The sequence below is a fragment of the Methylomonas sp. MS20 genome (assembly GCF_050275925.1).
Classification (GTDB): domain Bacteria; phylum Pseudomonadota; class Gammaproteobacteria; order Methylococcales; family Methylomonadaceae; genus Methylomonas; species Methylomonas koyamae_A.
In genome coordinates this window covers 4,785,899-4,799,104 of the sequence record NZ_CP189962.1, presented here as the reverse complement: position 1 = coordinate 4,799,104, position 13,206 = coordinate 4,785,899, and the positions used below count along the sequence as shown (strand labels likewise).

Below are 13,206 nucleotides of genomic sequence, written 5' to 3'. Positions count from 1 at the left end.
GATGAGTCCGAATACCGAAATCACTGAATGGCTGGCTCAAAACGGCTTTGCGATTCCGCCTGCCGCACCGGTTAACGGGCGGGGAGAACAGGCTTTGATCTTGGCGGCTCGACACGGTCGAGCGGATGTGTTGGTGTATTTGCTTGAAAGCGGCGCTGATTTGACTGTTTTGGATGCCTACGGCAATAACGCGTTGTGGGCTGCCTGTTTTGCTGAATCGGCGGAGTGTATTGCGTTGCTGTTGCAAGCCGGTATCGCCATCGATTATCAAAATCCTAGCGGTTCCAGCGCATTGATTTACGCGGCATCGGCCGGCAAACACGCCGTGGTTGCTCAATTGCTCGACGCCGGCGCCAATCCGCGTCTGACCACCGACGACGACTTTAGCGCATTGGATTTGGCGGCCAACCGTCAGTGTCTGCAATTGTTACGTAAGCGCTAGGACTCCTGATTCCTTGCTGTCGGCTATTGCCGGGTGGTTGCGAGCGGCATAGAATGCCGGCTTTCGCAATTACGATCAAGGACTCACCATGTCAGATTCATATTGGTTTAGAACCGGCGAAGCCACCGTATTTTCGAGCGAAGGCCAAGGTACCGACGCAATGCCGGAAATACTGCTCGGCGACGTCAAAGGTCCGGCCGGCCATGCTTTCGCCAATTTGATGGGCCAGACCGAAGGCCATACCCGGATGTTCGCCATCAGGGCGACAAACCAGCAAGTGCGGCCGGCGACGATTATGGTACCTAAGGTGACGATCAAGTCTTCCGCTTACGTTAATTTATTTGGCGGACCGGTGCAGTCCGCAGTGGCCGACGCTGTGATCGATAGTGTCGCGGATGGCGTCATTCCTCGGTTACAAGCCAATGAACTGTGTATCGTCGCGATGATTTGGATAGATCCCTCTTGCGCAACCAACCCCAATCTGGACCGTAAGGATTTGTACCGTACGAATTACGAGGCGATGAAATTGGCTATTCAGCGCGCGATGAGTAATTCTCCCAGCATTGATGAGCTGATAGCTAACCGGCATAAGGTGTTTCATGAAATGTACGATCCGGAGACCGGCGAATCGCAGTGGTAATGGATCTATAGAATGATTCCGCGCCGCAAAATGCTGCTCGGAATCGCTTGCCTGAGGCGGCTAGTCGTCGCTCTGGTTGCGGGCCGAGATAGGAATTCCGTATTTTTCGAACAATCCGTACAGCGTGGGCCGAGTGACGCCCAACAGTTTGGCTGCCTCGGAAACGTTATGGTCGGTATAGGACAGTGCACGGTTGATCGCGACGGTTTCAGCCGCCTCTCTGACCGCTTTCAGATTTAGGGGCATGGACTTGTCGGTTGTCGATCCGAGTTGTAGTTCCTCGGCGGTGACGAAATTGCTGTCCGACAAAATCACCGCGCGTTTGATTTTGTTTTCCATCTCCCGAATATTTCCCGGCCAAAGGTAGGCTTCGAGCGCTTGTGCCGCGTCCTGCGAGAAATGCTTTTCCTTCCGGCTGTTTTCGCGACAGTAGCGTTGCAGCAAGGCGGTGGCGATAGCGATGATGTCGCCTTCTCGCTTACGCAACGGCGGAATGTCGACTGCAATTTCGCTAAGGCGGTAATACAAATCGCTACGGAACTGACCTTGTTCGATTAAATCGGGTAGATGACGGTGGGTGGCGCAGATAATGCGGACGTCTACCGGGATTTCCTTCCGGCCGCCGAGTCGTTCAATGACCCGCTCCTGTATGAACCGCAAAAGTTTGGCCTGCAAAGCGAACGGCAGGTCGCCGATTTCGTCGAGAAAAAAAGTCCCGCCCTGTGCGTATTCAATTTTACCCTTGGTTTGAGCGACCGCGCCGGTGAATGCGCCTTTTTCGTACCCGAACAATTCGCTTTCCAACAGCGTTTCCGGAATCGCGGCACAATTCACTGCGACGAACGGTTGGTCGGCGCGCGCGCTGAGTCTATGCACCGTCCTCGCCAAGACTTCCTTACCGGTGCCGCTTTCGCCCAGCAAGAGTACGGTTGCTTGCGTCGGTGCCACTTTTTCCACCATCCGCAACACCGATTGCATTTGCGGGCTAGTGGCGATGATTCCGTGCAGTGGTTTTTGTTGTTTCAGTTCCTGATAACCGCGCTCCAGCGCGTCTAGTTGAAAAGCTCGTTCGATTATCAGTCCGAGCACGTCGGGGTCTATCGGTTTTTGATAAAAATCGTAAGCGCCTAACGCAACGGCTTGAATCGCGTTGTTTCGATCGTCGTTTCCGGTCACGACGATGATTTTGGTCGAGGGCGCTAGTGCCAACATTTCCTGTAGCGTGGCGATGCCTTCGCTCGCATTGGTGGGGTCTGGTGGCAAACCAAGGTCTAGAGTAACGACGCTAGGGGTATGGCGGCGCAAAGCCGCGATCGCTTCGTCGCGGTTGCTTGCCAGTACTATTTCGTACTGTTCTAGACTCCATTTCAGTTGTTTTTGCAGGCCTGGATCGTCTTCGACGATCAGTAGAAGTTTGGATTCAGTCATTATGCCCTGGTTGAGCGGAAACCCGCTTTGCTAATGGTAGGTAAATCGTAAACGTGGTGCCGACTCCGGGCGTGCTGTCAACTTGAAGCTGGCCTCCGCTTTTTAAAACATAATCGCGCGCTTCGTACGCCCCAATGCCCATGCCGGCATTCCCTTTGGTGGTGTCGAATGGTTTGAAGAGTCGTTCAGCGATAAATCGCTGATCCATTCCGCTACCGTTATCAATAATTTTTATCACAGCATAGTCAGGGTCTTTGGTTAATTCAAGCTCTACTTTGTCGCCCTTGCCGTTAGAAGCATCTTGAGCATTTTGAATCAGATTCGCTAACACGTTAGAGACCTTGATTTGGTCGGTTTTTACCAGGCACTCGGTCAGAGTCGTACTTAGAATCACCGGAATTGGGTTTATGTTACTGGCGATTATCCGGCGAATAACGTCGACCAAATCTACCAAAACGACTGAGCTGACTTGGTTTTCGCCTTGTTTAAGTTGCTCGACGATGTGCTGAATTTTGTCGGAAACATTGTTGAGGGTGTCGATAGTGTCGTCAAAAAACGCCGGATTATGTTTGTGTTTGGCTGCATTTTTTACAATCAAACCAATCTGAGCGCCGACATTCTTAAGATCGTGAACTAGATAAGCCGACAAACGGTGATAGGTTTCAAATTGGCGACTGCTAACCAGCTCTTCGCTAGCGCGACTCAACGCCAGAGCGTTGGCTAGTTGCATGCCAACGGTCTTCAGTAGGTCATGGTCTTCCCAATCGAGCTTTCTTGGCACGCGGGCTTGCGTTAAAACCGCGAATGCCTCCAATTTGTTCATGTGAAACAGCGGAACGATCAGCCAGACCTGACTGTCCTCGTAGCACCAGGGCGACAGATCGATATCATCGTATACTTCAGGGGCGTGAGCCAGTTCAAAAAAATCAATGACCCATTGTTTGTTGGTAAGGTACTCGGGCAGATCTTCCAAATGGTGCAAATATTCCAATTCCTGTGGCGTTAGCTTCAAATTTTGTTCCGCAGCAAGAAAAAATTGGCCTTGGTCGTTTTTTAGCCACAACCCGCCGCCAGCGCTTTCAACAAGGTCGGTTAAGGTGTTGATAATAAAAAGCTTTAGTTCCTCTATGGATTCCAGTTTCGCCAGGGATTTGGAAATTTTCAACCATTCTTCACGATAGTCGTAGCTGTAGTGAAAAAAATGCTTGCTGAAGTAGATCTTGAACAGCGCGCGCATTTTTCCTGAAGTAAATGGAATAATCAGAAGAATAATGGCAAGAAAAATGAACAGTGTTTGAGCGGTTTCTCCCCATTTTTCGTTGGCGTGCTTAATATAAAATCCAGCAAATGACATTAAAATCAGGTAGATACCGCATCCAAACAGAATGGTGGAGTGAAAAACCGATTTTCTGGGAACGGTAAGCTCGGTGTTCGAGTCCGGAAATTGAAGACGAGGCAACGTAATGGCTAAGAAGGGCGTCAAAATCGCGTTAATGATGCCTCTGGACTGCCAAAGTGAAAAATCTAACTGCTTGAACAGCAATGATTTGCTAAAAAGAAGGAGGTCAACCGCAAACAATGCACCTAAGCTGACACACAAGAACTTTATGTTCCAGCGTTGCTTCAGCGGTGTGCTACGATACAGTTGCTCCACTAGGATCAGACCGAATACCGCGAACACTACATGCGCTACAAATCTGGGATCGAAATCGAAAGACTCTCTCAGGAAGTCCTGGTAATCTGGAAAACTCTCTATACTAAGGATGAAGAGGGTCAAAAGCGACGCAAGCCGCGCTGTTTTAGACCTCAATAGAGATAAGGTGCGTTGGTGTCGTTGTTGGAATAGTAGAGAACCTAAGAGGACGAACCACGCGAAATTGCGGACCGTTTCATAGCTAAGGGTATCGGCATAAAAATAATAGCTATTCGATGTTGTTATAGTGGTTCGTGCGCACCATAATAAGGATGAAAGTGCCGCAAACATAAAGGGAAGGTGCTTTGGTTTCCTCAGAATAGAGTAGCCGAGCAGTAGTGCGTAAGCGACGGTGGCGCTCAGGTAGCTGACATAGATGTAGTTTTCCATATTATATGATTATACGTCGATATTTTGGTGGTATGTTTTGCATTGAATGGGTCTTATGCTTGTGCATAGGTAGCTAGGCTTAGACAGACGGCGACATGAAACAAATAATCCACGACTTGCTAGCGGATTCCAAATTTCAAGAAGGCATCGCTTGGCGTAGGTTTGACGAGAAAGCCGGTGAAACGATCATTCGAAAAGGTGACGAGGGTAACTCCCTTTTTTATCTCGAGAGTGGGACAGTTCGAGTGCTAGGCGGGGCGGAGCTTGACGAAAATCGCCGCATTTCGCCTGGTTTGTGCGATTTGCCTGAAGGCGCGGTTTTCGGGGATGTTTGTTTGTATGGGCCGAGGGAGCGCACGGCATCGGTCGTCGCGTTGACCGATATTTCCTTGCTGGAAGTGCGTAGCGATATGCTAAGCGTCTATTTGGATGACCACCCTGTTCAGGGGTACCTTTTTCTCAAGGCATTGTTTCAAAGTATGTCCAATCGTTTAACCTTAGCAAATGAAAGAATAGAACATCTTTTGGTATGGGGAATTAAGGCGCATGACATCGACAAGTATCTTTAAGCGTGACGGATCGCGCTTTTAAACGAGAGGAAATGATGGAGCCTGGAAACAAGGTATCTGTTGCAGAAAGTTTCAGTCGATTTTTTTCGGTTGCGCTTGCGGATCAGGCAGAGCAAAAGGATTTGGTCTACAGAATTAGATATCGTGTTTATTGTGAAGAGTTCAAATATGAATCGACTGATCATTTCCCGGATCAGATGGAAATGGACGATTACGATAAGTCTTCGTTACATTGTCTAATTACTCACAAGGAGAGCGGCATGCCGGCCGGATGTGTAAGGTTGGTGCCTGCGGATGGCGATAGAATGACGTCTCCGTTGCCGTTCGAACGCTATTGTAGTGAAAGCCTCAATGTTGAAATGATTGACGCTATGAAGTTAGATCGACACTCTGTCTGCGAAATTTCAAGATTGGCTGTAGATGGCGCGTTCAGACGTCGGAGTGGTGAAACCTTGACACGATTTGGTGAAATAAATGGCTTCCAGTTTTCGCCGCAGGAACAACGAACATTTTCCTCAATTGCGGTGGCGTGTTTTTTTGCCGCCACGGTATTGACTGAGATGGTCGAAAAGACCAACGTATTCGCGATGATGGAGCCGTTCTTGCCAAGAATGATGGGGAAGTCCGGTATTCATTTTCAAAGAGTCGGCAAAGACATTGACTATCACGGTATTCGCGCTCCTTATTTTATAACGACTCAGTCAGCGTTGGAAAATATGCATCCCGAATTAAAGGAGCTGTACCAATGGATAAGAGCAAATATTTACAAGTGATTTTTTAATCTTCTAGATAATGTTGAAATTTTTGGAGATAAAAGTGGGTTTTCCGTCGGCAAGAGTGCTAACAATTAGATCGTTATGTTTGGCCACTCTCATTTTAGTTTCAGTAGGGTGTCAATCCCCGGAAGAAGCCGCGAAAGAGCATTTTCAAAAAGGCAAGGAGTTGTTTGATAAAGGAGAGATAGACACCGCTTTCTTAGAGTTTAAAAGCGCTAATCAGAGTCAGGCAGGTAATGCTGATACTTATTATTATATGGCTCTCGTAGATGAAAAGAAAAATAACTTAAAATCGATGAGGCAAAATTTGTCCAAAGCTATTGAGCTGGCTCCGGATATGATTCCAGCGAGATTAAAGCTTGGGAAAATAAGTTTAATATTTGGTGAGGTGGATAAGGCGAGAGAGCAAGCGAATTATGTATTACAAAAAGAGCCGGCAGAGATTGATGGGCAGATTTTGCTTGCCTCTTCGTTCATCCGCGAGGGGAAATATAAGGAAGCAAGCGATATTGTCGACTCTGTATTAAAATCCGCGCCGGAAAATCCGGAGGCAATCTCCCTGAGCGCTGCCCTAGCATTCGAACGAGGGGAAGTTGATTCAGTATTGTCATTAATTGAAAAAGCCCTAGCCATAAAGCCTGAAAATTTGCCGCTCAGGTTGTTACGAATTAAAGCTTACTCCGCTCGCAATGATATTGAGAAAGTGGTTGCCGAATATGAGTCCTTAGTGACGTTGTACCCAGATGTCGATAATTTCAAGGTAACCCTGGCATCAATGTATTCTATGACAGGAAAGCTTGATAAGGCTGAAAATGTTCTTAGGCAGATTGTTGAGGCTTCTAAAGATAAAATAGAACCTAAAGTCGTTTTGCTAGAATTTTTAAATGCAAAAGCAAAAGACAGAGTTGTTTCCGAATACTCTGCATTGTCCAGCGCAGCAAAAAACGACCAAAACACAGTCTTTGAGTTATCCAAATGGATGATCGCTTCCGGGTTTAGGGACGCCGGTGTAAATGGATTGAAAGACGTGCTGTCAGTGGAAAAAAATAGCGATCTAGGGTTAGCTGCAAAAACTGTGATAGCTGAGATGGCGCTAGGAGATAAGCGCTATGACGAGGTAGATAAAGCCTTGACCGAAGTATTAACCGTAAAACCAGATTTCTACGAAGCGAAGTTATTACGCGGTAGGTTATTGCTTTCTGAAAATAAAGTTGATGATGCCTTGGAGTTTTTAAATAAATTGGTTTGGGAAAAAAAGGATGCTGACTCCGCGTATCAATTGCTTGGTCAAGCATACGCGATGAAAAATGATCGAAAGCAGGCGGATCGGAATTTAAAATTGGCTCTTGATATTAATCCAGCCAATGCTGCAGCATTTTTTCCGGTGTATGAAGACTATATGAAAGCGGGGCAGAGAGATACTGCTAGGCACTATTTAGAAAAAGCGATTAAAGCCAAACCAAACCAAATCCTATTTCTGATTGCCATGGTAGAAGCAGATGTGTCGGAAGGGCGATTAGACGAAGCGCAAGAGGTCGTTCAGCGTGTTGCACTGCTTTCTAAAAATAAAGCAATTCCGCTCTATTTACAGGCAACGGTAATGCAGGGGAAAAAACAATTTCAATCCGCGGCTGAGTTATATAAGTCTGTGTTGATTGAGTCTCCCGATCATCTCAACTCGATGATAAACTTGGTTAAGGTCTATGCTGCAATAAACGAACCTAGAAAAGCGCAAGATTTTTTAGAGGATCACTATTCGAAACATTTAGGTAATATTGCTATTGCGAGTGTTTTGTCTGACTTTTATGTTGCGAACAACGACTCGGCTAAAGCTAAAAATTTTATAAACGAACAACTGAAGCGATTTCCGAATGCTGTGCCATTGTATCAATCCTTGGCAAGAATCGAAGCCTCGTTACACAAGGACATTGCAATTGCCAAAGATATTCTCTTAAGAGGGTTGGAAGCCAATCCGGATAGCATTCAGTTGTCGATGTCGCTAGGGGCTGTTTATGAGCAGCTCAGGGATTTTGCAAGCGCTAAGCGACTTTATAGTAAGTTATTGGAGAAATTTCCCGATTCTATGATGGTAGTGAATAATCTGGCGGCTCTTCTGATTGAATCACCTAACTCTGAGGAAGTGGATAAGGGGGCTCAACTCGCTGAAAGGTTAAAAGATGTTGAAAATACTTATTTTAAAGATACGTACGCGTGGTCTTTGGTTAAAATCGGAAAAACCGATCTCGGATTGCAACTGCTCGGACAATTGGTGTTGAAGGAACCCAAGATGCCAGAGCTAAGATATCATCTAGGGGTTGCTCACGCAAAAGTTGGAAACAAAGCGACAGCAATATCCGAATTGAAGCAAGCTATTGCTCTGTCCGAGAAATTAGGGCGTGAGTTTGCTGGGCAAAGCGACGCGAGAAAGATTTTGAGTGAACTAGAACATAAATAATGGAAATTATCGGGCGCTGAAATGAATAGGTTTTTCAATACTGTTGGATTTGCTGTTTTGCTATTTCTCAATGCTGGATGTTCTCAGCCAATGTTGGAGGACGTTCAGCAAGCGTCTGATTATACATATCAAGTTGGACCTGGGGATAGCGTTAATATTTTTGTTTGGGGTAACCCTGAGTTGTCGACTTCTGCGGTTGTCAGGCCAGATGGTAAAATCACAGTTCCTTTAGTTGAGGAGTTGTTGGCTAACGGTAAAACTCCGTTCGAACTTGCAAGAGAAATTGAGAAAGTTCTAGCGACCTATGTGAAAAGCCCGCAAGTAGTCGTCATGGTTTCGGGTTTTAAGGGAGTCAATACCCAACAAATTCGAGTGATCGGCAGAATCGGTGGAGGTTCTTCTGGCGGCAGTGGATCTGGTGGAGGGGGCGGCGGAACAGGTGGGGGTATTGGGCGATACCAAGGGAAAACAATTCCCTATGAGCGAGGAATGAGTTTACTGGATGTTGTTATCCAAATCGGACTTAACCAATATGCCGATGGCAATAGATCTACTGTCATTCGTAACTTCAATGGAGAGTTGAAATCTTACGGGGTTAGAATTGACGACTTGATTGATGATGCAGATTTATCCGCTAATGTTTTGATGATGCCTGGTGACATATTAATAATCCCGGATGCTTATTTTTAAGTCCCTAGAAACGTTTGATTTTTATTACTTAGTCATGGCTGTTTGATATGCAACAAGAACTTTCAGAAGTATATTTTTATTTGAAAGGGACATTGAAGTATAAGCGTCTGGCAATCATACTTGCTTTGTTTGTTTCTTTAGTCGCTTGGGCATACGTTTTTTTTATGCCGGATAAATTCGAGTCAAAGGCGAAAGTCCATATCGATTCGGCTACGGTAATTCGCCCTTTAATGCGAGGGATGGTGGTAGAGCCGGACATCTCGGCGTTAATTCGCATTATTCAGCAACTTATGTTTACTCGGCCAAATTTAGAGAAAATCATAGAGTTGTCTCAATTGTCGCGCTCTGAAAACGAATCTGCAGCTGCTACCGAGCTCATTGAAAATCTTAAAAAAGATATAACGATAACTGGTGGGCGAGGGGATATCTTCGATATCGCATACACTTCTCAGGATCCCGAGGTTGCTAAAAGTGTCGTTCAGGCTGTTTTGACCGTCTTTTCAGAGCAAACTGAAGGTAAGGCGATGGCTGATGCAAGTGATGCTCAGCGGTTTATTGAACAACAAATTCGTGATTACGAAATACGGTTGCAAGACGCTGAAAAGGCTAAGGAGGAATTCAAGAGAGTAAATTTAGATTTGCTAAATGAGTCCGATCAATTCCAAATGCTGCAAAAGTTGAAGGAGCAATTGCAAGAAGCGAATACGGCTTTACAACAGGCGCTTTCACGAAAAAGCGTACTAGCGGAACAGGTGGTTGATGTTCAAGACTCGGATGAGGATTGGGGTATGCCTACGGCTAGTCAAGAGGTTTCCGCTGATAATGCGAGAATCGAATCCTTAAAAGATAAACGAACAGAACTGCTCCTGAAATACACTGAAAGGCATCCAGAGATACTTGAAATCGATAAGCTAGTTGAACAACTTAAGAAACAGGAGGAAGAGGCAAAGGCAGCAAAAGCTCCAGTTGAGGAACCGGCGGTGGGAGGAGTTGCTTTAGGGGCTGATAAGATGGCAAACCCCTATGTTCAAGCTTTAAAAATGGGTTTGGATAACGCAGCTGCCGAGGTTGCTTCCAACCAGTCGCTTGTAGACTCGATTCAGTCTAGAATTAATAAGTTGCAAGAGGGTCTAAATGAGCGTCTTACAATTGAAACTGAAATGAAAAATTTGAATCGTGATTATGAGACTATCAGTCATAAGTACTCCGAGTTATTAGAGCGGCGTGAGCAAGCTCATATTACAGAGCGTGTTGATGATCAGACTTCTAGGCTCAAATTTAAAATCGCCGATCCTCCTAGCAAGCCTGACAAGCCTAGCTTCCCTAATAGGAAATTGTTTTACTCTTTGGTTTTAGTAGTGTCTGTGGTGGTGGGCTTCGGAGTGGCCTTTTTGATATATTTTATTCGGCCGGTATTTATGTCAGCCAGACAGGTTCGTTTGGTGACGGGGTTGCCTTCTTTGGGGAGTGTTTCCTTAACTTCTCAAGGTATAAATCAGTCCAATAACGTCGACTGGGTGTTGATTGCTACGTTTTTGATTTTTATTTCAAGCTATCTTGGAATAATGATATTCGAGCTATTAAAATAGTGCGAATAATTTATAGGTAACTTTATGAGCATTATCGAAAATGCGCTCAAGAAAGCCGGAAAGCAGGGCTTGGTTTTAGATGATGATCAAGTTTTGCCAAAAGGGAGTGCTTCCAGCCCTGCTATTGTAATAAACTCCGAAGAATTAGCATTGGCCGAGTCAGTCAGTGGTCAATTTTCCGAGCGGCAGGTTAATCTTGATTGGAAGGGATTGGCGGAGAAAGGTTATATTGATAATAATGATGCTAAGTCACAATTGGCCGAGGAGTTTCGTGTTATTAAACGTCCTTTGGTAAATAATGTACAAGGAGGAGATGGTAACGGCATTAGTCGTCCAAATTTGATTCTCATATGTAGTAGTTTACCGAGTGAGGGAAAGACTTTTATATCAATTAATCTGGCTCTTAGTTTGGCGAATGAACGAGATAAAAAGGTTCTGTTGATTGATGCTGATGTGGAAAAGCCCAGTATTGCCAAGGAATTGGGTGTTCAAAGCCCATTGGGGCTGATTGAATACTTGGAGGACGATAGAATAACATTTTCTGATATTCTGTTAAAAACAGATCTGCCAAATCTTAGCTTGATTACTGCTGGCAAACGCCATAAATACTCTACGGAGCTACTGTCAAGTCAAAGGATGTATCTTTTTGCGGAGGAAATCAGTCGTAGATATAAAGACAGGATTGTGATTTTCGATTCCCCGCCCTTGCTAGTGGCTACGCAAGCTCAGATTTTGGCTGAGCTGGTGGGACAGGTTGTTTTGGTGATTGCTGCCGAAATTACCCCACAAAGTGTCGTTAACGAAGCGGTTTCAAAGCTGAGTAATTGTGATGTTGTAATGACTCTTCTGAATAAGACTAGGCGTGAGATAGATATATACGGCCATAATTACAGTTACGGTAAGTATGGACAGCAGTAAAGCCCATTGTTTTAATAGGTTAAGGCTTCGGTACATTGCGTTTTTGGTTTGTATCAGTATATTTCACTCGCGCTATGTGGTCGCTTTGGAGTGGCGTGCTACACCTAGCATGTCGGTCAGCGAAATATTTTCAGATAATTTGAATTTGTCTGAAAATGCAAAGAAAAGTGGTTTTGTTACCGATATTAGTCCTGGAATATCGCTATTTGGGTCTTCCGCGCTCAGCAGTTTTAATCTGAACTACCGGTTGCAGGGTTTGTATAATGCTCAAGGTTCGGATAGCGTAGACTTTAATCATCAGTTACAGATGAGTTCTCGTTATCAGATTATTAGAAACAGATTGTTTGTTGAAACCAGCAGTTCTATCAGTCAGCAAAATATTAGTAATGCTTTTGTTGCGACTGATAATATCTCAGGTAACGGTAGTCGAACCGAGGCAAAAAATTTCAATATTTCCCCATATTGGACACCACGGTTCGGGCGATTTGCCAACGGTTTATTTAAAGTCGGTTACAGTCGTTCTTCATTCGATAATGGTGACTCGGCATTGGTTTCTCCGCTCGTTCAAAATCTGATATCAGATTCCGATAGTTTTTTTAAAGAAGCGAGATTGACCAGTGGTAGCGAGTTCAGCTCGGTTACTTGGGGAATGAACTATTCTTCGCGCGAGCAAAATAGAAATTCTGGACAAGATGTTCGATTTGAGGAGTATAGTGGTAATGCTCGGTATTATTTTAACCGGAAGTTTAATGTGTTTGGTCAGGCAGGCTTTTCGGATAATAGCTACCGAACTCTAGCGGCGAACAGTATTAACAATGGTTTTTTTTATACCATTGGCGGGCGGTGGAGTCCGAGTTTATGGTATTCATTGGAAGTCGGAGTCGGTAACAATAAGCATGTCACTATGACTTTTAATCCGTCTTCTAATTTTGGTTCGGCAATTACTTACCGTAATAAGGATATCGGGCTAAATACAGGAAGCTCGTGGGATGCTAATTTAAACTATCGAGTGCAGAGATTTAGCTTGGGTTTTAGTTATTCTCAAGATACGACCACTCTTCAACAGCTTCTAGTAGAGCAAGGCTTCTTCTTGCGAGATGCTTCTGGCAATTTGACGGATGTGGCGGATCTTCAAGACCTTATTAGTCAGGGTTTTTTAGCGTTGGATGGGTCGGGTAACGTAATAAAAGGTCCTAATTATAATAACTCTCAATTAGTATTAAATCCTTTTGATTTGGTTGATGACGTAATTGTTAGAAAGCGTGCTAGCGTAAATTTGGCGTATCAGACCGGTAAAAGCCGCTTCAATGCCACTGCTTTTAATGAAAGAAGAAGCTATGAGCTGAGAGTGGGAGAAGATTCGGCTTATGGAATCTCCGGGGGGTGGCAATGGAGTTTTGTGCCTCGATTAAGTTTTTATCTTCAGCCCTCCTGGCAACATTCGGTTGGTTCCGCAGCAAGTAATACACGTTACGATGTAGCATTGGGTTTAACTCGCTCCGTTCCCATAAATTTGGGGCGGCCATTATTGATGAACACAAAGTTGGAGTTTAGTAAGCGATCTTTGAAGGACGCACTAGAACTGAAACGGACAATGACTTAACCGTTGGCGTACG

11 protein-coding genes are annotated in these 13,206 nt (G+C 45.0%); 9 read left to right on the top strand and 2 right to left on the bottom strand.

From position 1 onward, the window contains the following. Nucleotide 1 precedes the first annotated feature (1 nt). Together ACQE3D_RS21310 and fae are read left to right on the top strand one after the other, a co-directional pair. Nucleotides 2-442: an ankyrin repeat domain-containing protein gene (locus ACQE3D_RS21310; protein WP_313730552.1), complete on the top strand. Its 441-nt coding sequence runs from the start codon at nt 2-4 to the stop codon at nt 440-442. Between the two features lie 88 nt (nt 443-530). After that, nucleotides 531-1,082 (top strand): formaldehyde-activating enzyme, encoded by a 552-nt coding sequence (fae, locus tag ACQE3D_RS21305; RefSeq protein ID WP_064026793.1) that lies wholly within the window; start codon nt 531-533, stop codon nt 1,080-1,082. A 60-nt stretch (nt 1,083-1,142) separates the two neighbouring features. Here the strand turns inward: fae and prsR are convergent, their stop codons facing one another. Further along, nucleotides 1,143-2,510, bottom strand: coding sequence for a PEP-CTERM-box response regulator transcription factor (gene prsR / locus ACQE3D_RS21300; RefSeq protein ID WP_064026795.1), 1,368 nt, complete (start codon nt 2,508-2,510; stop codon nt 1,143-1,145). Next, the gene (prsK, locus tag ACQE3D_RS21295; protein WP_313730553.1) at nt 2,503-4,593 is read right to left on the bottom strand and encodes an XrtA/PEP-CTERM system histidine kinase PrsK; all 2,091 of its coding nucleotides are present in this window, start codon (nt 4,591-4,593) and stop codon (nt 2,503-2,505) included. The genes prsR and prsK overlap by 8 nt, the downstream gene beginning before the upstream one ends. 95 nt (nt 4,594-4,688) lie before the next feature. On the opposite strand from prsK, the gene ACQE3D_RS21290 reads away from it, so the two are divergent. The 7 genes from ACQE3D_RS21290 (at nt 4,689) to ACQE3D_RS21260 (ending at nt 13,193) form a co-directional block, all read left to right on the top strand. After that, a complete protein-coding gene (locus ACQE3D_RS21290; RefSeq protein ID WP_071155761.1) occupies nt 4,689-5,162 on the top strand; it encodes a Crp/Fnr family transcriptional regulator in 474 nt (157 codons plus the stop codon). A 32-nt stretch (nt 5,163-5,194) separates the two neighbouring features. Further along, nucleotides 5,195-5,935, top strand: coding sequence for a PEP-CTERM/exosortase system-associated acyltransferase (locus tag ACQE3D_RS21285; RefSeq protein ID WP_254786680.1), 741 nt, complete (start codon nt 5,195-5,197; stop codon nt 5,933-5,935). Nucleotides 5,936-6,023: 88 nt separating this feature from the next. Next, entirely contained in the window at nt 6,024-8,393 is a 2,370-nt protein-coding gene (locus tag ACQE3D_RS21280) for a tetratricopeptide repeat protein (RefSeq protein WP_313730555.1), read from the top strand. A 21-nt stretch (nt 8,394-8,414) separates the two neighbouring features. Further along, nucleotides 8,415-9,083: a polysaccharide biosynthesis/export family protein gene (locus tag ACQE3D_RS21275; protein WP_064023853.1), complete on the top strand. Its 669-nt coding sequence runs from the start codon at nt 8,415-8,417 to the stop codon at nt 9,081-9,083. A 47-nt stretch (nt 9,084-9,130) separates the two neighbouring features. After that, nucleotides 9,131-10,672 (top strand): XrtA system polysaccharide chain length determinant, encoded by a 1,542-nt coding sequence (locus tag ACQE3D_RS21270; RefSeq protein ID WP_071155757.1) that lies wholly within the window; start codon nt 9,131-9,133, stop codon nt 10,670-10,672. A gap of 24 nt (nt 10,673-10,696) precedes the next feature. Further along, nucleotides 10,697-11,590 (top strand): XrtA-associated tyrosine autokinase, encoded by an 894-nt coding sequence (locus tag ACQE3D_RS21265; protein WP_168032894.1) that lies wholly within the window; start codon nt 10,697-10,699, stop codon nt 11,588-11,590. Then, on the top strand, nt 11,577-13,193 hold the full coding sequence (locus ACQE3D_RS21260) for a TIGR03016 family PEP-CTERM system-associated outer membrane protein (RefSeq protein ID WP_427551277.1): 1,617 nt from the start codon (nt 11,577-11,579) through the stop codon (nt 13,191-13,193). The genes ACQE3D_RS21265 and ACQE3D_RS21260 overlap by 14 nt, the downstream gene beginning before the upstream one ends. Nucleotides 13,194-13,206 lie beyond the last annotated feature (13 nt).

What these genes read in the sequence shown, in the direction of transcription:
- ACQE3D_RS21310 (WP_313730552.1), top strand. Translation starts at nt 2, where the DNA reads ATGAGTCCGAATACCGAAATCACTGAATGGCTGGCTCAAAACGGCTTT.
- fae (WP_064026793.1), top strand. Translation starts at nt 531, where the DNA reads ATGTCAGATTCATATTGGTTTAGAACCGGCGAAGCCACCGTATTTTCG.
- prsR (WP_064026795.1), bottom strand. Translation starts at nt 2,510, where the DNA reads ATGACTGAATCCAAACTTCTACTGATCGTCGAAGACGATCCAGGCCTG.
- prsK (WP_313730553.1), bottom strand. Translation starts at nt 4,593, where the DNA reads ATGGAAAACTACATCTATGTCAGCTACCTGAGCGCCACCGTCGCTTAC.
- ACQE3D_RS21290 (WP_071155761.1), top strand. Translation starts at nt 4,689, where the DNA reads ATGAAACAAATAATCCACGACTTGCTAGCGGATTCCAAATTTCAAGAA.
- ACQE3D_RS21285 (WP_254786680.1), top strand. Translation starts at nt 5,195, where the DNA reads ATGATGGAGCCTGGAAACAAGGTATCTGTTGCAGAAAGTTTCAGTCGA.
- ACQE3D_RS21275 (WP_064023853.1), top strand. Translation starts at nt 8,415, where the DNA reads ATGAATAGGTTTTTCAATACTGTTGGATTTGCTGTTTTGCTATTTCTC.
- ACQE3D_RS21270 (WP_071155757.1), top strand. Translation starts at nt 9,131, where the DNA reads ATGCAACAAGAACTTTCAGAAGTATATTTTTATTTGAAAGGGACATTG.
- ACQE3D_RS21265 (WP_168032894.1), top strand. Translation starts at nt 10,697, where the DNA reads ATGAGCATTATCGAAAATGCGCTCAAGAAAGCCGGAAAGCAGGGCTTG.
- ACQE3D_RS21260 (WP_427551277.1), top strand. Translation starts at nt 11,577, where the DNA reads ATGGACAGCAGTAAAGCCCATTGTTTTAATAGGTTAAGGCTTCGGTAC.